This is a genomic window from Flavobacterium sp. (genome assembly GCF_027531705.1).
Classification (GTDB): Bacteria; Bacteroidota; Bacteroidia; order Flavobacteriales; family Flavobacteriaceae; genus Flavobacterium.
Genome location: NZ_JAPZSP010000025.1, coordinates 49,283 through 72,129 on the forward strand (window position 1 = coordinate 49,283; position 22,847 = coordinate 72,129).

Below are 22,847 nucleotides of genomic sequence, written 5' to 3' on the forward strand. Positions count from 1 at the left end.
AGAAGAAAATTCGGGTTACTTAGGTTTGGGATGTTTAGTTCTTAGTCTACATTATCGTGTAGAAAAGAATTATTAGAACGCAATTGAACATCGTCATTACTGTCTGTTCCCAACGACATGCGTGAATTGTTATTTAACGCTTGATTGGTAGTGATATCAATACCTGAGCGTTTGTAAGCTGGTTCTTTTTCAAATTCTTCAATACGTGATGGATTGTTGTGGAATTTGTAATTGAACTCTTTTAATTTACGTCTTCTTTCTTCGGCACGGAATCGCAATGTTTCTTCGATTGACATTTCCATTGGCGAAATTGATTCATACGTTGGAGCAACCGGATTTGTTTCTACTTGCTTCATTGTGATATTTAGCTCTTCATTAACTGGTTCTTCAACAACCGCAACAGGTTTTGAGCCAATTAAATCTGATTCCATTTCCATATACTCTTCTAACGAATATTTGATTATTCCGTTTTCTTGTACTTCGGTAACTGGAACAAATTCGATTGCTTCTTTTACATCAATGTTTTTTGCTTCAGGCGATAAATCGAATACAATTTTGTTTTCTTCAACTGGTTTAGTTTCGCTTATTGGCAAATCGAAAGAGAAAGCAACTTGTTCCACTTCTTTGTAATCAACAACAGGAATATCATTGATTTCGACAGCTGGTTTAGTAAAAGTAAAATCGATTTCTTTTACAGGCGAAACGATTTCAAAGTCAACATCGATATTTCTAATTAAATCGGTTATAAAAACCAATTCGTTTTCTGAAATTACAGGTTGTGGCGCTTCTACAACGTCTTCAACTAGTTCGAAAACTACTTTTTCTTCAACAACTACATTTTCAACAACTGGAGTTGCAGCAACAAAGTTGGTAGCGATTAAATCTCTTTCAATTTTTTGATTATCTTCAAGAGCATGAATGATTTTTTTTGGTTCTGTGTTTACAATTTCGCTTTGTTGTTCTGGATTAAAACCTGTAGCGATAATGGTAACAGCGATAGAATCTCCAAGTGTTTCGTCTTCACCAACACCCATAATAATATTAGCATTGAAACCAGCTTCGGCTTGGATATGATCATTGATTTCTCCAATTTCGTCAATTGTGATTTCATTAGTTCCAGAAACGATAAGCAACAATACGTTTTTGGCGCCTGAAATTTTATTATCATTCAACAATGGCGAATCTAAAGCAGCGATAATTGCTTCTTTAGCTCTGTTTTCACCGATAGCTGTTGCCGATCCCATAATAGCAGTTCCACTATTTGACAATACGGTTTTAGCATCTTTTAAGTCGATATTTTGCGTGTAGTGATGCGTAATAACTTCTGCAATTCCACGAGAAGCAGTAGCTAAAACTTCATCAGCTTTAGAAAAACCCGCTTTGAAACCAAGATTTCCATAAACTTCTCTAAGCTTGTTATTATTGATAACAATTAATGAGTCAACTTGTTTTCTTAAACGTTCAACACCCGCTAATGCTTGTTCTTGACGTGCTTTTCCTTCAAATTGAAACGGAATTGTTACGATACCAACGGTAAGAATATCTCTTTCCTTAGCCAATTGAGCGATTACTGGTGCAGCACCAGTTCCCGTTCCACCACCCATTCCTGCGGTGATAAAGACCATTTTGGTATTGCTATCCAACATTTTTTCGATATCAGCAACACTTTCAATTGCTGATTGTTGCCCAACTTCAGGATTAGCACCAGCTCCAAGACCTTCAGTAAGGTTTACACCTAATTGAATTTTGTTAGGAACAGGACTATTATCAAGAGCCTGAGCATCGGTATTACAAACGATGAAATCTACACCTTTGATACCTTGTTTAAACATGTGGTTTATTGCGTTACTACCGCCGCCACCTACACCGATTACTTTAATAACATTTGATTGATTTTTTGGTAAATCAAATGTAATGTTTCCAAAATCTGAGTTGCTTGTCATACTTTTTGGTTTTTGTCTTTCGTCTATTTTTTGTAAAACATCGAAAGGATATTAATTATGCTATTACTATTTTCTTTATTCTGCGTTATCTAAGAAGTCTTTTATCTTATCTACATATTTATCAAAAAAAGATCTTCTTATTTTGGTTTCAGTAGATTCTACTTCAACTTTTTGTTCCACTTTTTGTTCCACTTTTTCAACTTCTGGCTCAACTTCTTGAACTGGTTCTATTACTTTTTCTCTTTGAAAAGAAACTTTTTCTGGAACTGCTTTTTCAAATCTAACCGCGCTTTGCGTTTGGTTTTCGATGCTATTCATCATTAATCCAACAGCAGTGGCGTATAATGGACTTGAAAGTTCTTCGCTTGAATTTCCTGCCAAATGCTCGTTAGGATAACCAATTCTTGTATCCATTCCGGTGATGTATTCAACCAATTGTTTGATGTGTTGCAATTGTGCTCCACCACCTGTTAATACAATACCTGCAATTAGCTTTTTTCTTGGATCTTCGTGTCCGTAAAGTTTGATTTCTGTAAAAACTTGTTCAATAATTTCCACTACACGAGCATGAATTATTTTGGATAAATTTTTAAGCGAAATTTCTTTTGGTTCACGACCTCTTAATCCTGGTATAGAAACAATTTCATTGTCTTTGTTTTCGCCTGGCCATGCCGAACCGAATTTCACTTTCAACAATTCTGCTTGTTTTTCTATAATAGAACAACCTTCTTTGATATCTTCGGTAATCACATTTCCTCCAAAAGGAATTACTGCTGTGTGACGAATGATTCCGTCTTTAAAAATCGCTAAATCTGTTGTTCCACCACCAATATCTATTAAAGCAACACCTGCTTCTTTTTCTTCTTGACTCAAAACCGCATCTGATGACGCTAATGGTTCTAATGTTAGTCCTGATAATTCAATTCCAGAACTTTGAACACAACGTCCAACATTACGAATAGATGAAGCTTGTCCTACTACTACGTGAAAACTGCTTTCTAATCTTCCACCGTACATTCCTATTGGTTCTTTTATATCCGATTGCCCATCGATTTTGAATTCTTGTGGCAAAACGTGTATAATTTCTTCACCTGGAAGCATGGCTAATTTATGTACTTGATTAATCAACAAATCGATATCTTTTCCACCGATTACTTCTTCAGGATTACTTCGACTTATATAATCACTGTGTTGAATACTACGAATATGCTGACCAGCAATTCCAACTACAACATCTTTAATTTGATAACCTGAATTTTCTTCTGCCTCCAGAATTGCTTGCTGTATAGATTGAATCGTTTGTGTAATATTATTTACAACACCACGAGCCACTCCAAGACTTTTGGATTTTCCAACGCCTAGAATTTCCAATTTACCGTATTCGTTTTTTTTACCAATCATGGCAACGATTTTGGTAGTTCCTATATCTAGTCCAACTGCAATTGTTTCTTTTTCCATATTCTATTATTTTGTGCAAACTACTTGTTGCGTAAAAATCAGATTTATGTTTTTGTATTTACTAATCGAATTGTCGGCTGTTGTCTTTTGAAAAAAAGCTTTATAATTATTAAACTTTGTTTCCATATTTTGTGCTTTTCCAAATTCAATTACAAAATCATAACTTCTATTTTGCATTCTTATACTTCCGTTAGGATAAATTTGTATCCCAATTATATTTTTTTTTAAAAAATCGTCGTCGTACACAAATTGCAATAACTTGTGAAAATCGTCTTTAAATTCTTTGTTAATTTCCCCCGAAACAATTGGAACACGAGCTGTAAACTTATCCGACAAAGGCATTTTATTTCCTTGGTAGTCAATATAAAACGAGCCTTCCTCATTAAACACTCTCGCAATAGGATTTTTTTGTTTAACCTTTGCTTTAAGCACACCATCTATACTCAGATAAACCTCTGATTTTTCGATCATAGGATTACTGTTCACAGATTTTTCCAATTTGTTCAAATTTACTTCGACTTTTTTGATGCTTTTTACATCTGTATTATTTTCTATTAACAATTTATTAACCGTTTCTTGCTCGATAAAAGCACCGTTTTCATCGACAAAAACCACTTCGGATTTGGTCAAATTTCGATTGCTATTTCTGTATGACGTAAAAGCATACAAAAACACCATTACTCCAAGAAGTAACACGATTCTAACATTTGTCCAATTAAAGTGCTTTTTCATGACAATGCTTTTTTAATTGACGGTACTAACTCACCAATATCGCCTGCTCCAATAGTTACAATTACCGTTGCATCATTTTTTAAAATGGCTGGAATTAAATCTTCTTTAGAGATTAAACATTTGTTAACGTTTTCTATTTTAGAAAGCAACCAAGTTGATGTTATTCCTTCCATTGGCAGTTCGCGTGCTGGATAAATATCTAACAACAAAATTTCGTCGAATTGACTAAGACTTTTGGCAAAGTCATCAGCAAAATCTTTAGTTCTACTAAACAAATGCGGTTGAAAAATAGCCAAGACTTTTTGGTTTGGATACAATTCACGCACCGCTTGATGCACAGCATTTATTTCGGTTGGATGATGTGCATAATCATCAATATAAACGAGATTTTCTGATTTTATTTGATACGAAAATCTACGTTGAACTCCTTTAAATGATGCTAAAGCTTTAGCAATGGATTCGGTTGGGGAACCGTACGTTTTAGCCATCGCTAAAGCCATTAAAGCATTCATTAAATTATGATGTCCAGGCAAACCGAACGAAATATCTTTGATAGTTTCTGATGGTGTTTGCACATCAAAAACATAACTACTATTTTCAATTCTGATATTGAAAGCTTTGAAAGTTGCTTCTTCATTTATGGCTATTGTCAAACCTTCAAGCGGCAATCCTTTTGGAACAAACAATTTGGTTTTATCAACTACTTTATCGGCAAATTCTCTAAAAGAATCTTCAATTGCATTTTTATCTCCATAAATATCTAAATGATCCGCATCCATAGAAGTTACACAAGCGATATTTGGATGCAAATGCAAGAACGAACGATCAAATTCATCTGCTTCGACAACCGTGATAGTTTTTCCGCTTCCAATCAAATTAGAATGGTAATTTTCTACAATTCCACCTAAAAACGCCGTTACATCTTCACCACTTTCATATAAAATATGCCCAAGAATACTAGATGTTGTAGTTTTACCATGAGTTCCGGCTACTGCAAAACAGAAAGTGTCTTTGGTTATGATACCTAGAACTTCCGCACGTTTTTTTATAGTAAATTCTCTTTCGATAAAATAATTCCATTCCGAATGCGATGATGGAACAGCTGGAGTTACAATCACCAATGTGTTTTCTGGATAATAATCGGTTGGAATTAAACTGATTTTATCTTCAAAATGAATTTCCATTCCGCCAGCGATTAGCTCGTTGGTTAGCATGGTTGGTGTTTTGTCGTAACCCGAAACATTTTTTCCAATGTTTTGAAAATAACGAGCCAGAGCACTCATTCCGATGCCTCCAATTCCGATGAAATAGACGTTATGTATTTGGTTTAAATTCATTTTAAATTTCAAAATTCAACTTCAATATCAATTTCAAACTTTACTATTGAAATTGTCATTGCCATTGCTATTGTTATTGTTATTGTATTAGTTTTATTATCTCTTCAACTATATCTTTTGTTGCATTTGGTTTTGCCAAACTTTTGATATTGTTACTTATTTCGTTTTGCCATTTTTCATTTGAAATTAAATCTGAAAAAGTAGTTTCAAACTTTACATCCAATTCATTTTCTTTTAGAAGAATTGCTCCATTTTTATCTACAATTGCTTTTGCGTTTTTGGTTTGATGGTCTTCGGCTACATTTGGTGATGGAATAAAAATAGTTGGTTTTCCAACCAAACATAATTCTGAAACCGATGATGCTCCAGCACGCGAAATCACGAAATCGGCAGCTGCATATATCAAATCCATTCTATCAATAAACGATACAACTTGCACGTTTTGTATGTCGTTGTATTTTTTATAATCTTCAAAATACAATTTGCCACATTGCCAAAAAACTTGAATTCCTTTTTCGAGTAAAAAATCTAATTCTTTTTCAATTAGTTGATTGACTCTTCTTGCTCCAAGACTTCCACCAAGAACTAAAAGTGTTTTTTTGTTTGAATCTAATTTGAAATAATCAATTCCTTCTTGTCGTTTAGAATCAACTTCAACTAAATCTTGACGAACTGGATTTCCGGTGAAAACAATTTTCTCTTTTGGAAAAAATCGTTCTAAATTTTCATAAGCCACACAAATGGCGTTTGCTTTTTTGCTCAACAATTTGTTAGTAATGCCAGGATACGAATTTTGTTCCTGAATTACGGTTGGAATACCAAAACTATTAGCCGCTTGCAATAATGGACCACTTGCGAAACCACCAGTTCCGATTACAGCATCTGGTTTAAAACCTCTAATAATCTTTCTTGATTTCCACAAACTACTCATTAGTTTTAATGGAAACATGGTGTTTTGCAATGTCAATTTTCGTTGTAAACCAGCAATCCAAAGACCTTCAATTTTGTAGCCTGCTTGAGGCACTTTTTGCATTTCCATTTTGTCTTGAGCACCAACAAAAAGGATTTCTGCATTTGGGAAACGAGATTTTAATTCATTAGCAATCGCAATCGCAGGATAGATATGTCCTCCTGTTCCGCCGCCACTTAATATGAATTTATAGTTTCTCACTTTTATATTTTTTGCCACTGATTACACAGATTAGCACAGATTTTATTTTATTATTTACTTATTAACAACTACATTCATTGGGTTTTCAGCATTATCTTCAATTGAAAAATCTTCTAGCAATTGTGCTTCTGCTCTTTCCTCTTTTGCAATTTGTTCGTCTATCATTCGACGTAATGTTTCTTCTCTTCTATCTTTTTCAGCTTTTTCTTCGGCAATTTCTTCGTCTTTTTTGGTCACACTAATTATAATTCCTAGTGCAATGCAAGTCATCCAGATAGAACTTCCTCCACTACTTATTAATGGTAATGTTTGCCCGGTTACCGGAAGCAATTCGACTGCAACCGCCATATTGATAAGTGCCTGAAAAATGATTGGAAATCCGAGTCCAACAACTACTAATTTTCCAAACAATGTATTGGCTTTGTGCGATGCAATTACGAATCTAAAAAACAACAATAAATACAAAGCTAGAATTGCGATTCCGCCTATTAAACCATATTCTTCGACAATAATGGCATAAATAAAATCCGAAGATGATTGCGGTAAAAAGTTTTTCTGAACACTTTTTCCAGGACCAACGCCTTGAATTCCACCCGTTGCTATTGCTATTTTAGCTTTTTCTATTTGATAATCATCTTCGCCAGGCTTATCGGTTGTGAAATTTTCAAATCGGCTTTCCCAAGTCCCTACCCTACTAAAGAGTTTATTGTCTGGAAATGCTTTACTCAACAAAACAAAAACCATCAATGCTGCGACGCCCATTCCTAGAATAAAGCCAATATATTTGAGCGGATATTTACCCACAAAAACCAACATCAACACCATTGAAAACATCAAAGCAGCAGTTGAGAAATTGGCAGGCAAGATGAACATTAATGTCACAAAAACTGGCGTCCATAATTCCCATAAAGAATTTTGAAAACTTATAGCAACTTCTCTTTTCTTAGATAAATATCGTGCCACAAAAACCATTAAAACGATAAACGCCAAAGTAGATGTTTGAAACGAAACACCAATAAATGGCACTTGAATCCATCGACTTGCATTGGCACCAGCGATAACAGTTCCTTTGATTAATGTGTAGGCTAAAAGTATCCACACAAAAGGCAAACCAATCAAAGAAATCGCTCTAAAATAATGATACGGCACTTTATGAACCCAATAAATCATTAAGAAACCGATGGAAATATGAACTAAATGTTTTGCTAAATAGCCTAATGTATTTCCGGTTCCTAGACCGATATAAGCTAAATTACTACTCGCACTAAAAACAGGCATAAATGAGAACAAGCCAAGCAAGGCCACGAATGACCAAATGCCTTTATCTCCTTTTAATCTGTTTACTAGTTCTTTCATTTTTTGGTTTAAGAGTTTAAAAGTTTAAGAGTTTAAAAGTTCTGAACTAGACCTTTTAAGGTTTTAAACTTCTAAACCAATTTTATAAATTTTTAACTGCTTGTTTAAATTGTCTTCCTCTATCTTCGTAGTTTTCGAATAAATCGAAACTTGCGCAAGCTGGTGATAATAAAACCGTATCTCCTTTTTCGGCAAGACGTTGGCTCATTTTTACCGCATCATTCATACTTGAAACTTCAATCATTACATCAACCACATTTCCGAAAGCATCAATTATTTTCTTGTTATCAACACCAAGACAGATAATTGCTTTTACTTTTTCGTGTACTAAAGCCATTAATTCGGTATAATCATTTCCTTTGTCAACACCTCCAACAATCCAAACAGTTGGTGTAGTCATACTATCTAATGCAAAAAAAGTAGCATTTACATTGGTAGCTTTACTATCATTGATATATTGCACATTTTGAATTTTTAGCACTTTTTCTAAACGGTGTTCTACACCTTGAAAATTTGACAAACTTTCTCTAATAGTTTGCTTTCTGATGCGCATCAATTGTGCCACTGATGTTGCTGCCATTGCGTTTTTCATGTTGTGTTTTCCCTCAAGTGCAATTTGAGTTGTTTCCATTAAAAACTCTTCTTGATTAATGTTGATTTCCATAGTATTGTTTTTTAAAAATGCTCCGTTTTCAACCTGTTTGGTAATTGAAAAAGGAATTAGTTGTGCTTTAGTTTTGTTGTTTGTTAACCAATTATTGATTGCTTCATCATCTGCGTCATAAATAAAATAATCGTCTTCGGTTTGGTTTAATGTTATTCTAAATTTTGATTCTATATAATTTTCATATTTGTAATCGTATCTATCTAAATGGTCTGGACTTATGTTGGCTAAAATTGCAATGTGTGGTTTGTACTTCACAATGCCATCTAGCTGAAAACTGCTTAACTCCAATACATAATAATCGTATTCTTCCTCTGCTACTTGCCAAGCGAAACTTTTTCCAATGTTACCGCCTAAACCTACATTCAATCCACCTTCTTTTAGCAAATGATATGTCAACATTGTCGTTGTCGTTTTACCATTACTTCCTGTGATTCCGATGGTAATGGCATTTGTAAATTCAGAAGCAAACTCTATTTCTGAAATTACTGGTATTCCTTTTTCCAACAGTTTTTTTACCATTGGTGCTTTATCTGGAATTCCTGGACTTTTCATTACCACATCAGCATTTAGAATTAATGATTCCGTATGCTGTTCGTCTTCCCATTTTATCTCATAATCTATAAGAACTTGTCTGTAGTTTTCTTTTATTTTTCCGAAATCAGACACAAAAACATCGTATCCTTTTTTCTTTCCCAAAATGGCTGTTCCGACTCCACTTTCACCACCACCTAAAACGATTAATCTTTTCATTTTTCTTTTTTTAAACCATTAAGAAAGTTAAGTTTCATTAAGAATTTAATTAGCGTAGTTTCAATGTTACTATCGAAACGATTGTAAATAATATCGTTACTACCCAAAAACGGGTTACAATTTTACTTTCGTGATACCCTTTTTTCTGGTAATGATGGTGTAATGGCGACATGAGGAAAATTCTTCTGCCTTCGCCAAAACGTTTCTTTGTGTACTTAAAATACGTTACCTGAATAATTACAGAAGCACTTTCGGCAAAGAAAATGGCGCAGAAAAGCGGCAACAACATTTCTTTTCTAACCGAAATAGCTAATACTGCTATAATTCCACCAATAGTCAAACTACCTGTATCACCCATAAATACAGACGCTGGATACGAGTTGTACCAAAGAAACCCAATCAGCGAACCAACAAAAGCTGCTATAAACACGGTCATTTCACCCGAATTGGGAATAAACATGATGTTGAGATAGCTAGACAAAATCAAGTTACCCGAAACGAATGTGAAAATTCCGAGAGCGAGCACCGATATAGCTGAAGTTCCTGCTGCTAATCCATCAATTCCATCTGTTAGGTTGGCACCGTTTGACACAGCTGTAATGATAAAAATTACAATTGGAATAAAAACTAACCAAGCCCAGTTCTCATAATCATCTGTAAATGGTTTTAGAATTTGAGCATAATCAAGTTCGTTATTTTTAGTAAACGGAATTGACGTTGTAGTCGATTTTATATCTTTTGCAACTGGAGCAATCACGTTTTCCGTTTGATTGAAAGTAATAGGTTTTGCCGATTTTTCTCTGATAGTTACGGCTGGACTGAAATACAAAACCGAACCAACTATTAACCCCAATCCGACTTGACCAATAACTTTGAAAATTCCTTTTAAACCTTGTTTGTCTTTTTTGAATATTTTGATATAATCGTCGATAAAACCGATAGTTCCCATCCAAAGTGTTGTAACAATTAGCAAAATGATGTAAATGTTATCCAATTTGGTAAAAAGCAATACTGGAATTAAAGTTGCAAAAATGATGATAAGCCCACCCATTGTTGGCGTTCCAGCTTTTTGTGTTTGCCCTTCAAGACCAAGCTCTCTTACGGTTTCTCCTACCTGCTGATTTCTTAGAAAAGTGATTACTTTTTTACCATAAATAGTAGAAAGCATCAACGAAAGAATTAGCGCCATTGCAGAGCGAAACGTAATATATTGAAACACTCCAGCGCCTGGAAGGTCGAATGTTTTATCTAAATATTCAAATAAGTAGTATAACATAGTTTAGAAGTTTATGAGTTTATGAGTTTAAAAGTTTAGCTTGTAATCTCAATTACTTTTACTTGTTTAGTTGTTCTAAAATTTCTTTTACAATTTTCATATCATCAAAATCGTGGCGAACGCCTTGAATTTCTTGATAGGTTTCATGTCCTTTTCCAGCAATCAAAATAATATCGTTCGGATTGGCTAGTTGACATGCGGTTTTTATAGCTTGTTTTCTATCTTCAATAGAAAGCGATTTTTTATAATTTTGAGGTTCAACACCAGCTTCCATTTCGGCAATAATCACTTTTGGATCTTCTGTTCTTGGATTATCTGACGTGATGATTATTTTGTCGCTCATTGTTGAAGCGATATTTGCCATAATTGGACGTTTTGTTTTATCTCTATCACCACCACAACCAACAACTGTAATTAGTTGCTCATTTTTGGTTCGAATATCATTGATGGTTTTCAAAACATTTTCAAGAGCATCTGGTGTGTGTGCATAATCAACAATAGCCGTTATTTTTTCGTTAGAAACAATAAATTGAAAACGACCTGAAACACTTTCTAATTCTGATAATAATCTAAGAACTTCAAGATTTTCTAATCCCAATTCAACCGCAGTTCCATAAATTGCTAGTAGATTGTAGGCGTTGAATGTTCCTATTAGTCTAACCCAAACTTCGTGATCATTGATTTTTAACAACAAACCTGATAACTGATTTTCTAGAATTTGTGCTTTGTAATCGGCATACGATTTTAGTGCATACGTCAGTTTTTTTGCATTTGTATTTTGGAGCATTACCAAACCGTTTTTGTCATCGATATTGGTTAATGCAAAAGCCGTTTTAGTCAAACCATCAAAAAACTGTTTTTTTACATCTCTATATTCAGCAAAAGTTGGATGATAATCTAAATGATCATGCGATAAATTGGTAAAAACGCCACCTGCAAAATGCAAACCTTCCGTACGTTTTTGATGCACACCATGCGAACTCACTTCCATAAAACAATAATCGCAACCAGCGTCAATCATTTGGTTTAGATAATGATTTATTGCCAATGAATCTGGCGTTGTGTGTGTTGCTTTATGTTCATCATCATCAACCATTATCTTCACTGTTGAAAGCAGCCCAACTTTGTAACCCGCTTTTTTGAATAATTGGTACAATAAAGAAGCAACTGTTGTTTTTCCGTTGGTCCCTGTAATTCCGACTAACTTTAATTTTGCCGAAGGATTATCATAGAAATTTGTTGCCATAAAAGCCAAAGCAGCGTTTGTGTCTTTCACTTTTACATAGGTAATTCCAGTAACAATAATGGTTGGAAATGTATCGCAAACAACGGTCGTAGCACCAAGATTGATGGCTTTTTCAATAAAATCATGACCGTCAGAAACCGTTCCTCGAATAGCTACAAAGACATCGTTTTCCTGAATTTTTCTCGAATCGAATTCGATTTTATTCACAGGAATTTCTGTTGAACCATTTACGGCTTCAATAGCAACTTTATATAATATGTCTTTTAGTAAGTTCACGATAATTCTAATACTATTGTTGTGTTTCTTGTTAGAGCTTCACCAGGTTGTAACGATTGCGATTTAACCTTGCCCGTTCCTTTTATTTTTACTTTTACACCCATATTTCCTAAAATTGCCACGGCATCCATTCCCGGCATTCCTTTTAGGTTAGGTACTGTTTTTTTGTTTTCTTGTGTTTTAGAAATCTTTACAGAATAATCAGCGTAATTGATTTCTTGTTTGCCGTTTTTCTTGTTTAGATTTTTAATCTCATTTGTTGATGGCGAATCGGTAAATATTTTTTGCGCAATTCTTTTGAAAACCGGTCCAGCTACATCAGCTCCATAATAATTATTCAAAGAAGTGTCAGGTTCATGAACTACCACAATGCAAGAATATTTAGGATAATCAGCTGGGAAATAACCCACAAATGAGGAAATATAGTGCTTATTCGCACCACCATTCGAACCGTAATTTGCCTGCGCTGTTCCTGTTTTTCCTGCCATTGAAAAATCTTTTGAATACAACTTAGATCCTGTTCCTCTTTTTACAACATTTTCTAAAACCGCTTTTACTTTATCAATTGTTTCTTGTGAACATATTTTTGGATTGATAATCTCTGTATCGTATTTCTTGATTGTTTTGTTCCATTCTTTTATTTCAGAAACAAATTGCGGACGAACCATCATACCATTATTGGCAACCGCATTGTAAAATGACAATGTTTGCAAAGGTGTTAAGGAAACACCGTAACCAAAAGCCATCCATGGAAGCGAAATATTACTCCAAGTTTTGTCTTTAGGATTTGGAACATAAGGAATACCTTCGCCTTTAAGCTGTAATCCGAGTGGTTTGTTTAGTCCGAAATTGGTAAGATGATTTACAAATTGCGACGGATTTGATTTGTAATTTTCATAAACCGCTTGAACCATAACTGTATTGGATGAAAGTTCAAAACCGCGCGCCAACGAGATTTTTCCGTAACCTTTATCATTAGAATCCCTAACTTTTTTTCCAGAATACATTACTGTTCCACCAAACGTATTATAAACTTGACTTGTATCAACTTTTTTATCTTCTAAAAGGGCAATTAAATCAGCTAATTTATACGTTGAACCTGGCTCATGTGATTCGGCTACAGCATAATTTTCAGTTTCATAATACGACCCATCTGATGCTCTTCCTAAATTAGAAATTGCTTTAACTTGACCTGTTTTGGTTTCCATTACAACTACACAACCATGATGTGCATTGTAAAGTTCAAGTTGTTTTAGCAAAGCATGATGCGCAATGTCTTGAATATAAACATCTATCGTTGAAATAATATCGTAACCATCTTGAGGTTCTAACTCATTTACATCACGAATAGGTTTCCATTGCCCTTTTGCGATTTTTTGTTTTAGAATTTCACCATCTTTTCCATTGATATATTTTCTAAAAGCCCATTCAATTCCTTTACCAGTTAGAACGCCAGTTTTGGGATCAACTCTTTCGTAACCAATTGTTCTTTCAGCAATTTTTCCAATTGGATGTTCTCTTACTGTTTCTTGTTCGATAATAATTCCACCTTTATAAGCTCCCAATTCGAATAGTGGAAACTTTTTCACTTTCATGTATTTGGTAAAACTCAAATCTTTTACAACCAATAAATACCTGTTTTTACTTGCTCTTGCTTTTCTGAATTCAGCTTGGTATTCACTTGAAGGTTTACCCGTCATTTTAGATAATGAGTCTGAAAGCGCTTTTACATTTTTTTCAAAAACTTCTGCTTTTGGCGCTAATGCATCAAAACGAATGATGTAATTAGGAATAGAGGTTGCTAACAAACTTCCATCAGACGAATAAATATTCCCTTTGTTGGCTGGAATTGGCACGCGTTTTACCGTTCTGTCTTTCGCTAATTTTCGATAATAATCACCTTCTACCCACTGTATATTAGTGAGTTTCACACTAACAGCAATTGCCATCAAAAAGATGACAAACGCCACTAGGTAAATACGATAGGAAATATTTTTATCTTCTAATGCCATATTTTATTGAAAAAACTTTTTTCTTCTTCTTTATCTACTTTAATTTTTACTGGTGGAACCGATGCTGGAAAAATTCCTTTTGTTTCCATCTTTTGAGAAACCGTCGATTCCATTTTTAATTTCATTAATTGCGAACGTTTGTCTACAAATTTTGAACGCAACTCTTTTACTTCATTTGTCAAGGCTACGATTCTGAAAACTTTTTGCTCGTAACGCTGTGTATTGGCTATCATTAGTATTGCTAGAAAAATGATAAACACAATAAACCGCCAATTTTTGGCTGCATTAGCTTCTTCATTTATAAGAAACCTTGCTTTTAATATATCGTAGATGCCGCTTTTCATTTCTTTTCTGCAATTCTTAACTTAGCACTTCTTGCTCTGTTGTTTATTTTTATTTCTTCATTAGATGGAACTATTAACTTTCCAACTAACTTGAATGGCACTGAAAAATTTCCGTAGAAATCACGTTCTGGTTCACCTTCAAACAATCCGTTTTTCATGAATCGTTTTACCAACCTGTCTTCTAATGAATGATACGATATAACGCTTAATCGTCCTTCAGGTTTTAGAATCTCTAATGATTGTGATAGAAATTCTTTCAAAACATCCATTTCTTGATTTACTTCAATTCGGATTGCCTGATACATTTGAGCCAAAATCTTATTACTAATATGTGCTGGCAAAAAACGGCTTAAAACAAATTTCAAATCATCGGTAGTTTTGATTGGTCCATCTTCTCTAGCTTCAAGAATTGTTCTTGCGATTGCAGGAGCATTTTTCAATTCGCCATAATCTAAAAAAACACGTCTCAAATTCGCTTCATCATATTCATTCACAACATGGTAGGCACTCAACTCGCTGTTTTGATTCATTCGCATATCCAATCCCGCTTCAAAACGTGTTGAAAAACCTCTTTCGGCAACATCAAACTGATGTGATGAAACACCTAAATCGGCCAGAATTCCATCAACTTCTTTTATTCCGTGAAAACGTAAGAACCTTTTTATATACCTGAAATTTTCGTTGATTAGAACAAATCTTTCATCTTTAATCACATTTTCTAAAGCATCCAAATCTTGGTCAAAACCAAACAATTTTCCATTTGGGCCTAATCGACTCATAATCTCTCTTGAATGTCCACCGCCACCAAAGGTTACGTCAACATAAACGCCGTCTGGTTTTATATTCAAACCATCTACGGTTTCTTTGAGCAAAACTGGATTATGATATTCCATTGTCATCATTTACATTTCCCATTACATCTTCGGCTAAATCTGCAAAATCTACAACCGAATCATCAATTGCTTTTTCGTATAAATCTTTATCCCAAATTTCAACAATGTTCACTGCCGATGACAAGACAACATCTTTAGTAATTTGAGAGAATACCGTTAAATCTTTCGGAATTAATAATCTTCCTAAATTGTCAATTTCAACCACTTTCACGCCTGCTGTAAAACGACGAATGAAGTCGTTATTTTTCTTTACAAATCGGTTGAGCTTATTGATTTTTTCCATCATAATAGTCCATTCTTGCATAGGATACAATTCTAAACAAGGTTGAAAAACAGAACGCTTCAAAACAAAACCGTCTTGAAGAGAAGCATTGAGTTGCTTTTTTAAAGGCGCAGGCAAAAGAAGCCTTCCTTTAGCGTCAACTTTACATTCGTATGTTCCAATTATTGAGTTCAACTAAGTGCTATTTATGATTGAAAGCAAAATTATAAAAAATATTACCACATTTTACCACAAACTACCACTTTGTTGATAAGTTTTACCACTTTTGAAACAAAAACACTCAAAAACCGCCAAGAATGGGCATAAAAACTTATTTAACAAATTGTTAAGATTGGAAAATTGAAAGAGATTTTAAGCAAAACAACCCGAAAAATCATTGAATTGAAAGTGAACTAATTACAAAAAGAAGCGAGAAAAAATATTTTAAAAAAAACTGTTGACTATTCCTTTTTAACTATTAAATCTTATATTTGTGAAAATCTGTAGTGCCGAAAGAAATAATGGAAAACGAATTAAAAAAAGAAGGAAAATATAAATATTACGAAGCTGGCGAAGGAACGCCAATCATCATTTTACACGGATTGATGGGTGGATTAAGTAATTTTGGCGGTGTGGCTGATTATTTTCCAAAAAAAGGATATAAAGTGGTGATTCCCGAATTGCCAATTTACACCCAAAACATACTGAAAACCAACGTAAAAGCTTTTGCAAAATATGTAAAAGATTTTATTACTTATAAAGGATTTGAAAGAGTAATTCTGTTAGGAAATTCACTTGGCGGGCATATTGCATTGTACCATACCAAAATGTATCCTGAAAAAATGCTTGGACTTATAATAACAGGAAGTTCAGGACTTTACGAAAGTGCTATGGGTGATAGTTACCCAAGACGTGGTGATTATGATTACATTCAGAAAAAAGCGGAAGATGTTTTTTATGATCCTAAAGTTGCTACAAAAGAAATTGTTGACGAGGTATACGAAATGGCGAATGACCGTATCAAATTGATAAAAACATTAACCATTGCCAAAAGTGCCATTCGTCATAATATGGCTAAAGATTTACCAAAAATGCATGTTCCAACTTGTATTATTTGGGGAAAAAATGACAAAGTTACACCACCAGAAGTAGCCGAAGAATTTCACAAACTTCTTCCCAATTCGTCTTTGTATTGGATTGACAAATGCGGTCATGCTGCTATGATGGAACATCCAGATGAGTTTAATAAAGTTATGGAAAACTGGTTGGTAGAAAAAAGTGAAACCTTAAAATAAGTTGCTTTTTATAGCAATCACAATAAATGAAAATTAACACAGCCGAATTTATAATTAGCAACTCCGAAGTTAGCAAATGTCCGTTAGAACGTTTGCCAGAATATGCTTTTATTGGTCGTTCTAATGTTGGAAAGTCTTCATTGATAAATATGTTGACCAATCATAAAAATCTGGCAAAAACATCTGGAAGACCAGGAAAAACACAGTTGATTAATCACTTTAAGATAAACAACAATTGGTTTTTGGTCGATTTACCAGGTTATGGTTATGCTAAAGTTTCTAAGAAGACTAAATCTGTTTTTCAGCAATTTATTACCGATTATTTTGAAAAAAGAGAGCAATTGGTTTGTGCTTTTGTATTAATAGACATTCGTCATGAAGCGCAAAATATTGACTTAGAGTTTATGGAATATATGGGCGAAAGTGAAATTCCTTTTTGCATTATTTTCACCAAAGCCGATAAAATAAGTAAAACCAAAATTGACTCACATATTGCAGCCTACAAAAAACAAATGATTCAAAACAACTGGGAAGAAATGCCACAATACTTCGTGACTTCTTCTACAGAAGGTATAGGTAAAGAATTTTTACTGAATTATATTGACGAAATAAATCAAGAGGTTTTTAAGAGTGAAAATGAGTTTTAACTACTTCTTCAATTCCAATTTTTCGGCAAAATAGTCACAAAAATCTCTCATTGTTCCTGCCATTTTCTCGTCGGCAGTGGCACGCTCGAAACTATCAGCCATTGCAACTAAAGTTTGGTGGTAAAAAATCTTCATTTCGTCAACAGGCATGTCTTTGGTCCATAAATCGATACGCATGGTTTCTTTTGCTTTGCTATCCCAAATAGAAAGCATTATGGCTTTTGCCTCTTCTTTTTCAATACCGCCATCTTGAGCTGTCCAAGATAGTTTTTCGGGAACACGGTTTTCGTCTAGATCTATTGTGAATTTTATTTCTGAAGTCATTTTTTTTTAAGTTAGAAGATGGAAGTTGGAAGATGGAAGAGCTCAATTACTATTTACTAATCACTCTTCACTAATTACTCTTTCTTCGGTTTATATTTTGAGTTTTCGAATATTGTTTTGGCATCCATTTTTAGCATGTCTTGCAAGGATGTTTTGTTGTTTTCCATGTACGAACGCACTATTTGCCAGCCTAGCCACGCGCCTACTCTTCCTGGTGTATCGTTATCTATCTCAAGATAAAATTTAGAAAACGGTGCTGGATTTATAAATCGTGGTACTAATTTTTGATCAGTGTCGTATAGCATTTGGTTGTCTATAAAAAAACGCCACATATAACTTTCGTTTTCTTGACAGAATTTGATTTGTTCAGGTGTATAGCCCATTTTTACATCGTCGGTTGCTTCTGGAAGTAAAATATCTTTTAAGTACATTTCTTTTCCTGCATAAAGCATAAATGACAAGAATGTTCCTTCTACTGGCGGCGCAATTTTTCGAGGTGCAAAACTAGAAACAATGTCTGAAAGTATTTGACTTTGCTCGAAATTTTGTTTTATGTAGTCTGGAAATTCGTAGAATTTATGGTCTTTACCTAAATATAATTCTAATGAAACAATCACTAAACTATCCGCATATATAGCTTTGTTTTGGTAATCCATTTCGGAAATGATGGTAATTACTTTGGGTGTTTTGGTTTCTGGAAAATAATATTTGATATGTTTGAATAAATCTTCAATTTGAGTAGTTTCGGTTTCGAAATTGCCGTATTTTTTTTGTACTTCTTTGTACAATTCTCTCCATTGCGGATGTTGCATTTTTTCTAACCAAACAGCATCTTCGTTTCCTGCTGGAAAGAAAAAAGGATATTTTTGTTTAAGTTTAGGCAAATCGGCTGGAGCGGTTTCGAAGAATGCTTTATCAAAACGTTCTACTTTTATTTCTAGCGGAATTTCTTCGACAGCTTTTTCTACTTTAGATTTTTGTTCGCACGAAAACAGAAAGATTGTTACTGCAATAACCACAAATATTTTTCTCATAGATTGGTCTATTTTAGCCCAGATAGTAGGGGAAATCCTTTTTGGCTTGTTTTTATTTTTTGGTTAGTGCAAAAGAGCGACCAACGGGAGCTCCTTTTGTGCTTAGCAAAAAAAAGAATAAGGCGAAAAGATTGTACCGAATAGCTGGATTGGCTTTACCCTTTGACTACGCTCAGGATGACAATATTGATATTACGTTAATTTATATTATTTTTGCAAATATACATTTTCCAAAATTTAATTTTCTTAAATAATATGCAAAAAAATACTGGCATAAATCCTGAAAAAGTGAATGCTCAAATAGTAAATTGGCTGAAAGAATATGCTACAAATGCAAAAGTGAACGGTTTTGTAATTGGAATTTCGGGCGGTGTTGACTCGGCAGTAACTTCTACATTATGTGCACAAACGGGCATGAAAGTTTTGTGTGTTGAAATGCCGATACATCAAGCAGCAAGTCAAGTAAGTCGTGGTAGAGAACATATTGAACAGTTAAAAAAACGATTTGAGAATGTAAGCAATGCATCGGCAGATTTGACTGAAGTTTTTGAAACTTTCAAGAAAGAAGTTCCCAATGATGCATCGATTGATAAAGTGAATTTGTCTTTAGCCAATACTAGAGCGCGTTTGCGAATGACTACATTATATTATTATGCTGGAATATATGGATTGCTAGTAGCTGGTACTGGAAATAAAGTAGAAGATTTTGGCGTAGGGTTTTATACCAAATATGGTGATGGCGGCGTAGATTTGAGTCCGATAGCCGATTTGATGAAGTCGGAAGTATATGAATTAGGTCGTTATTTGAAGATTCCAGAATCAATTTTGAATGCTGCGCCAACCGATGGACTTTTTGGCGATGATAGAACCGATGAAGATCAATTAGGTGCCAGTTATGACGAATTGGAATGGGCTATGTTAGAAGCTGAAAAAGAGAAAAATACTACAGATTTTTCTGATAGAGAGGCTCAAGTTTTTGAAATTTACACACGATTAAATAAATCTAATAAGCACAAAATGAACCCGATACCTGTTTGTGTTATAGAAAAAAAATAAACGAAAGTTAGTGTTAATTTTTAAAATGTAATTTTTTTTGATTAATTTTACATTTAATTAAATTTGTAGCTAACAATTTTTTAAAATTGATATTATGATAAAAGTATGTTTGGCGGACAATTACCCTGTTGTCCATTTTGGAATAAAATCTTATTTCAAAGATCATTCAAGCATTAGCATTGTGGCTAATGTTGGTAATTTTTCGATGGTAAAGGATGTTTTATCAGACAAAGAGATTGATATTTTAATACTTGACTTAGATTTAGATGGATTATCAAGTATTTATGAAGTAAAAGCACTCATAAAAAATTTCCCAAAAACTAAAATACTAATTTTTAGTAATTATGCAGAACAGCTATATGCTCCAAACGCTATAAAAGCAGGAGTTTCTGGTTATGTACATAAAACTTCAAAATTAGAAGGTTTAGGAAATGCTATTATGCGTGTTAGTCAAGGTAGTATTGTAATGAATGAGACGCTAAAGAAAAACTTGGCTGCCATTGCAAAACAAAACAAATCAGAGCGTTTGTACCGTAAACTTTCTAACAGAGAAATTGAAGTGCTTCGTTACCTAAGTGATGGTAAGAAAAACAATGAGATTGCACAAATCTTAACTTTGAACGAAAAGACAATTAGTACCTACAAACTAAGATTGTTGCAAAAATTAAATGTAACTAATCTTGTTGACTTGGTAAACAAAGCTAAGACGTTAGAAATCGTTTAGTAAAAATGAAGAAGGTCGAATACGCCCTATACTTCTAGAAATCACAACTTTCAACTTGTTATAATCATTAATTGAAGATAAAATTTCTGTTTTATCTTCAATTTCTGGTTTTAATATTTCTATCATTTGCTCAGAGTTAAGTTTATTGATTAGATATTCTCTATATGAGATTATTACATCAACAACTAATGACTTTAATACTTCTGAATTAAATTTATCTTTCACAAACACCTGTTTTTTTTCTAACCAGCCATGAAGTTGGTGCTTTTCATCATCCATATAAATATCAGTAACAACAGGTAAAAACTCTGGCTTCAGGTTGTTTAAATAATTTTCACTATCAAAAATGTCATTATTTAAATAGTTAGCAATTAAATCGTCATATATGTCTTTAAAAATTGGATTGGCAAATTGAATTTCGTCTTCTTGAAGATTTAAATAAATACGATTGAAAATTTTAGATATAACTTTCTCTGTTACTTGAACTTCTTTTTCGTCTTCATATTTGATAAAAACATTTTCAAATTCTATTTCAATATTCCCATAGATAAGTAAAATTTCTAATATTTTTTTTTCAAGTAAATTTAGAACATCTATTTTTTCGGTTGAAATTGTTTCTTCATTTTTTACAACTTCAAAAGATTTTTGGTCTTGTTTGAGTTTTTTTCCAGCTTCAGAAATATCTTTTTGAACTAATTGCGCCAAGGTGTTTAGTAACACTTGCTCTGAAATGTCCATGATTCGAGAACATTCCTGAATATAGATTTCACGTTGAATTCTGTCTTTTATTTTAGAAATACTAACTACCATATCTCTAATCAAATCGGCTTTTTTGATAGGATCGTTCTTAGCTTCATCCATCAAAAGTGATGCTTTGAACTGAATAAAATCCTTGGCATTTTCATCCAAATATTTAATCAATTCTTCGTGCGTGGCTTTTTTGGCAAAACTATCTGGATCTTCACCTTCAGGAAAAGTACATACACGAACGTTCATGCCTTCTTCCAAAATCAAATCGATTCCACGAATGGAAGCTCTAAGTCCGGCTGCATCACCATCATACAGCACTGTTATATTTTTGGTCAAACGATTAATCAACCTGATTTGTTCAGGTGTCAAAGCCGTTCCAGACGAAGCCACCACATTTTCAATTCCGGCTTGGTTAAATTGAATTACATCGGTATAACCTTCGACCAAATAACAATTGTTTTGCTTCGCAATTGCTTGTTTGGCATGAAAAATTCCGTAGAGAACTTTACTCTTGTGATACAAATCACTTTCAGGTGAATTGAGGTATTTGGCTGCTTTTTTATCTTGCGTTAAAATTCTTCCACCAAAGCCTAAAACGCGTCCCGACATGGATTGGATTGGAAACATTACACGCCCTCTAAAACGGTCCAAAACGCTTTTGTCTTCTCTTACAATTGTTAATCCTGTGCTTTCTAGGAATTCTAATTTGTAGCCTTTGCCTAATGCTTCTTTGGAAAAAGCATCCCAAACTTCGGGTGAATAACCTAACCCAAATTTCTTAATCGTTTCGGTTGTAAAACCTCTTTCTTTGAAATACGAAAGTCCAATGGCTTTTCCTTGTTCTGTGTTATGTAGTGTATCTTGAAAATAGTTTTTGGCAAATTCTGAAACCAGGTATAAACTTTCTCTTGCATCTGTATTTGCCTTTTCTTCGTCGGTTAACTCGGTTTCTTCTATTTCGATATTGTATTTTTTGGCCAAATAACGAATGGCTTCTGGATAGGTAAAATGCTCGTGCTCCATCAAGAAAGCCACTGAATTTCCGCCTTTTCCAGAACTAAAATCTTTCCAAATTTGCTTTACTGGCGAAACCATGAACGATGGTGAACGCTCATCAGAAAATGGACTTAGCCCTTTGAAGTTACTTCCAGCGCGTTTTAATTGTACAAAATCGCCAATGACTTCTTCTACTCGAGCCGCTTCAAAAACTTTGTCTATGGTTTCTCTTGATATCAATTTTTTAAAAAAGTTTAGAGTTTACTAGTTTATTTTACTACTTCTAAATTTTTAAGTT

At 33.8% G+C, this 22,847-nt stretch carries 20 protein-coding genes; 4 read left to right on the forward strand and 16 right to left on the reverse strand.

The annotated features are described in order from the left end of the window. Window positions 1-41: 41 nt before the first annotated feature. The 13 genes from ftsZ to mraZ form a co-directional block, all read right to left on the reverse strand. A complete protein-coding gene (gene ftsZ, locus O9267_RS10390; RefSeq protein ID WP_298179026.1) occupies window positions 42-1,943 on the reverse strand; it encodes a cell division protein FtsZ in 1,902 nt (633 codons plus the stop codon). A 75-nt stretch (window positions 1,944-2,018) separates the two neighbouring features. Continuing rightward, window positions 2,019-3,401 carry a cell division protein FtsA gene (gene ftsA, locus O9267_RS10395; protein WP_298179028.1) on the reverse strand — a complete coding sequence of 461 codons (1,383 nt, stop codon included), beginning with the start codon at window positions 3,399-3,401 and terminating at the stop codon, window positions 2,019-2,021. 6 nt (window positions 3,402-3,407) lie between these two features. After that, window positions 3,408-4,133 (reverse strand): cell division protein FtsQ, encoded by a 726-nt coding sequence (locus O9267_RS10400; RefSeq protein ID WP_298179029.1) that lies wholly within the window; start codon window positions 4,131-4,133, stop codon window positions 3,408-3,410. Then, window positions 4,130-5,470 carry a UDP-N-acetylmuramate--L-alanine ligase gene (gene murC, locus O9267_RS10405; RefSeq protein WP_298179031.1) on the reverse strand — a complete coding sequence of 447 codons (1,341 nt, stop codon included), beginning with the start codon at window positions 5,468-5,470 and terminating at the stop codon, window positions 4,130-4,132. Before murC ends, O9267_RS10400 begins: the two co-directional genes overlap by 4 nt. A gap of 79 nt (window positions 5,471-5,549) precedes the next feature. Continuing rightward, window positions 5,550-6,641 (reverse strand): undecaprenyldiphospho-muramoylpentapeptide beta-N-acetylglucosaminyltransferase, encoded by a 1,092-nt coding sequence (murG, locus tag O9267_RS10410; RefSeq protein ID WP_298179033.1) that lies wholly within the window; start codon window positions 6,639-6,641, stop codon window positions 5,550-5,552. Window positions 6,642-6,695: 54 nt separating this feature from the next. After that, complete coding sequence (locus O9267_RS10415) at window positions 6,696-7,997, reverse strand: FtsW/RodA/SpoVE family cell cycle protein (protein WP_298179035.1); 1,302 nt, start codon at window positions 7,995-7,997, stop codon at window positions 6,696-6,698. An 82-nt stretch (window positions 7,998-8,079) separates the two neighbouring features. After that, window positions 8,080-9,414, reverse strand: a complete 1,335-nt coding sequence (gene murD, locus O9267_RS10420; RefSeq protein WP_298179037.1) for a UDP-N-acetylmuramoyl-L-alanine--D-glutamate ligase — start codon at window positions 9,412-9,414, stop codon at window positions 8,080-8,082. A gap of 49 nt (window positions 9,415-9,463) precedes the next feature. Then, window positions 9,464-10,690 (reverse strand): phospho-N-acetylmuramoyl-pentapeptide-transferase, encoded by a 1,227-nt coding sequence (gene mraY / locus O9267_RS10425; protein WP_298179040.1) that lies wholly within the window; start codon window positions 10,688-10,690, stop codon window positions 9,464-9,466. Window positions 10,691-10,748: 58 nt separating this feature from the next. After that, window positions 10,749-12,212 carry a UDP-N-acetylmuramoyl-L-alanyl-D-glutamate--2,6-diaminopimelate ligase gene (locus O9267_RS10430; protein WP_298179042.1) on the reverse strand — a complete coding sequence of 488 codons (1,464 nt, stop codon included), beginning with the start codon at window positions 12,210-12,212 and terminating at the stop codon, window positions 10,749-10,751. Continuing rightward, window positions 12,209-14,224 (reverse strand): penicillin-binding protein, encoded by a 2,016-nt coding sequence (locus tag O9267_RS10435; protein ID WP_298179044.1) that lies wholly within the window; start codon window positions 14,222-14,224, stop codon window positions 12,209-12,211. Before O9267_RS10435 ends, O9267_RS10430 begins: the two co-directional genes overlap by 4 nt. After that, window positions 14,215-14,568, reverse strand: coding sequence for an FtsL-like putative cell division protein (locus O9267_RS10440; RefSeq protein WP_298179048.1), 354 nt, complete (start codon window positions 14,566-14,568; stop codon window positions 14,215-14,217). Before O9267_RS10440 ends, O9267_RS10435 begins: the two co-directional genes overlap by 10 nt. Continuing rightward, window positions 14,565-15,467 (reverse strand): 16S rRNA (cytosine(1402)-N(4))-methyltransferase RsmH, encoded by a 903-nt coding sequence (gene rsmH / locus O9267_RS10445; protein ID WP_298179093.1) that lies wholly within the window; start codon window positions 15,465-15,467, stop codon window positions 14,565-14,567. Before rsmH ends, O9267_RS10440 begins: the two co-directional genes overlap by 4 nt. Next, a complete protein-coding gene (gene mraZ / locus O9267_RS10450) occupies window positions 15,448-15,918 on the reverse strand; it encodes a division/cell wall cluster transcriptional repressor MraZ (RefSeq protein ID WP_298179051.1) in 471 nt (156 codons plus the stop codon). Before mraZ ends, rsmH begins: the two co-directional genes overlap by 20 nt. Before the next feature lie 326 nt (window positions 15,919-16,244). Between mraZ and O9267_RS10455 the strand changes: the two genes are divergently transcribed. Then, window positions 16,245-17,018, forward strand: a complete 774-nt coding sequence (locus O9267_RS10455) for an alpha/beta hydrolase (RefSeq protein ID WP_298179053.1) — start codon at window positions 16,245-16,247, stop codon at window positions 17,016-17,018. A 26-nt stretch (window positions 17,019-17,044) separates the two neighbouring features. Further along, complete coding sequence (yihA, locus tag O9267_RS10460) at window positions 17,045-17,665, forward strand: ribosome biogenesis GTP-binding protein YihA/YsxC (RefSeq protein ID WP_298179056.1); 621 nt, start codon at window positions 17,045-17,047, stop codon at window positions 17,663-17,665. Here the strand turns inward: yihA and gldC are convergent, their stop codons facing one another. Further along, a complete protein-coding gene (gene gldC / locus O9267_RS10465; protein WP_298179059.1) occupies window positions 17,666-17,989 on the reverse strand; it encodes a gliding motility protein GldC in 324 nt (107 codons plus the stop codon). It lies immediately after the preceding gene. A 74-nt stretch (window positions 17,990-18,063) separates the two neighbouring features. Beyond that, window positions 18,064-19,023, reverse strand: coding sequence for a gliding motility lipoprotein GldB (gldB, locus tag O9267_RS10470; protein WP_298179062.1), 960 nt, complete (start codon window positions 19,021-19,023; stop codon window positions 18,064-18,066). Window positions 19,024-19,278: 255 nt separating this feature from the next. Between gldB and nadE the strand changes: the two genes are divergently transcribed. Both nadE and O9267_RS10480 read left to right on the forward strand, forming a co-directional pair. Then, the gene (gene nadE / locus O9267_RS10475; protein ID WP_298179065.1) at window positions 19,279-20,079 is read left to right on the forward strand and encodes an NAD(+) synthase; all 801 of its coding nucleotides are present in this window, start codon (window positions 19,279-19,281) and stop codon (window positions 20,077-20,079) included. Between the two features lie 94 nt (window positions 20,080-20,173). Further along, window positions 20,174-20,803 carry a response regulator transcription factor gene (locus O9267_RS10480; protein WP_298179068.1) on the forward strand — a complete coding sequence of 210 codons (630 nt, stop codon included), beginning with the start codon at window positions 20,174-20,176 and terminating at the stop codon, window positions 20,801-20,803. Here the strand turns inward: O9267_RS10480 and dnaG are convergent. Further along, on the reverse strand, window positions 20,789-22,789 hold the full coding sequence (gene dnaG / locus O9267_RS10485) for a DNA primase (protein ID WP_298179071.1): 2,001 nt from the start codon (window positions 22,787-22,789) through the stop codon (window positions 20,789-20,791). The two genes, O9267_RS10480 and dnaG, sit on opposite strands and share 15 nt — an antisense overlap. Window positions 22,790-22,847: the final 58 nt, after the last annotated feature.

Excerpts from the sequence above, each read along its gene's own strand:
- O9267_RS10480 (WP_298179068.1), top strand. The coding sequence starts at position 20,174 with ATGATAAAAGTATGTTTGGCGGACAATTACCCTGTTGTCCATTTTGGA.
- ftsA (WP_298179028.1), bottom strand. The coding sequence starts at position 3,401 with ATGGAAAAAGAAACAATTGCAGTTGGACTAGATATAGGAACTACCAAA.
- murD (WP_298179037.1), bottom strand. The coding sequence starts at position 9,414 with ATGAAAAGATTAATCGTTTTAGGTGGTGGTGAAAGTGGAGTCGGAACA.
- O9267_RS10415 (WP_298179035.1), bottom strand. The coding sequence starts at position 7,997 with ATGAAAGAACTAGTAAACAGATTAAAAGGAGATAAAGGCATTTGGTCA.
- O9267_RS10435 (WP_298179044.1), bottom strand. The coding sequence starts at position 14,224 with ATGGCATTAGAAGATAAAAATATTTCCTATCGTATTTACCTAGTGGCG.
- O9267_RS10455 (WP_298179053.1), top strand. The coding sequence starts at position 16,245 with ATGGAAAACGAATTAAAAAAAGAAGGAAAATATAAATATTACGAAGCT.
- gldB (WP_298179062.1), bottom strand. The coding sequence starts at position 19,023 with ATGAGAAAAATATTTGTGGTTATTGCAGTAACAATCTTTCTGTTTTCG.
- ftsZ (WP_298179026.1), bottom strand. The coding sequence starts at position 1,943 with ATGACAAGCAACTCAGATTTTGGAAACATTACATTTGATTTACCAAAA.
- O9267_RS10440 (WP_298179048.1), bottom strand. The coding sequence starts at position 14,568 with ATGAAAAGCGGCATCTACGATATATTAAAAGCAAGGTTTCTTATAAAT.
- O9267_RS10400 (WP_298179029.1), bottom strand. The coding sequence starts at position 4,133 with ATGAAAAAGCACTTTAATTGGACAAATGTTAGAATCGTGTTACTTCTT.
- rsmH (WP_298179093.1), bottom strand. The coding sequence starts at position 15,467 with ATGACAATGGAATATCATAATCCAGTTTTGCTCAAAGAAACCGTAGAT.
- nadE (WP_298179065.1), top strand. The coding sequence starts at position 19,279 with ATGCAAAAAAATACTGGCATAAATCCTGAAAAAGTGAATGCTCAAATA.
- mraY (WP_298179040.1), bottom strand. The coding sequence starts at position 10,690 with ATGTTATACTACTTATTTGAATATTTAGATAAAACATTCGACCTTCCA.
- yihA (WP_298179056.1), top strand. The coding sequence starts at position 17,045 with ATGAAAATTAACACAGCCGAATTTATAATTAGCAACTCCGAAGTTAGC.
- gldC (WP_298179059.1), bottom strand. The coding sequence starts at position 17,989 with ATGACTTCAGAAATAAAATTCACAATAGATCTAGACGAAAACCGTGTT.
- murC (WP_298179031.1), bottom strand. The coding sequence starts at position 5,470 with ATGAATTTAAACCAAATACATAACGTCTATTTCATCGGAATTGGAGGC.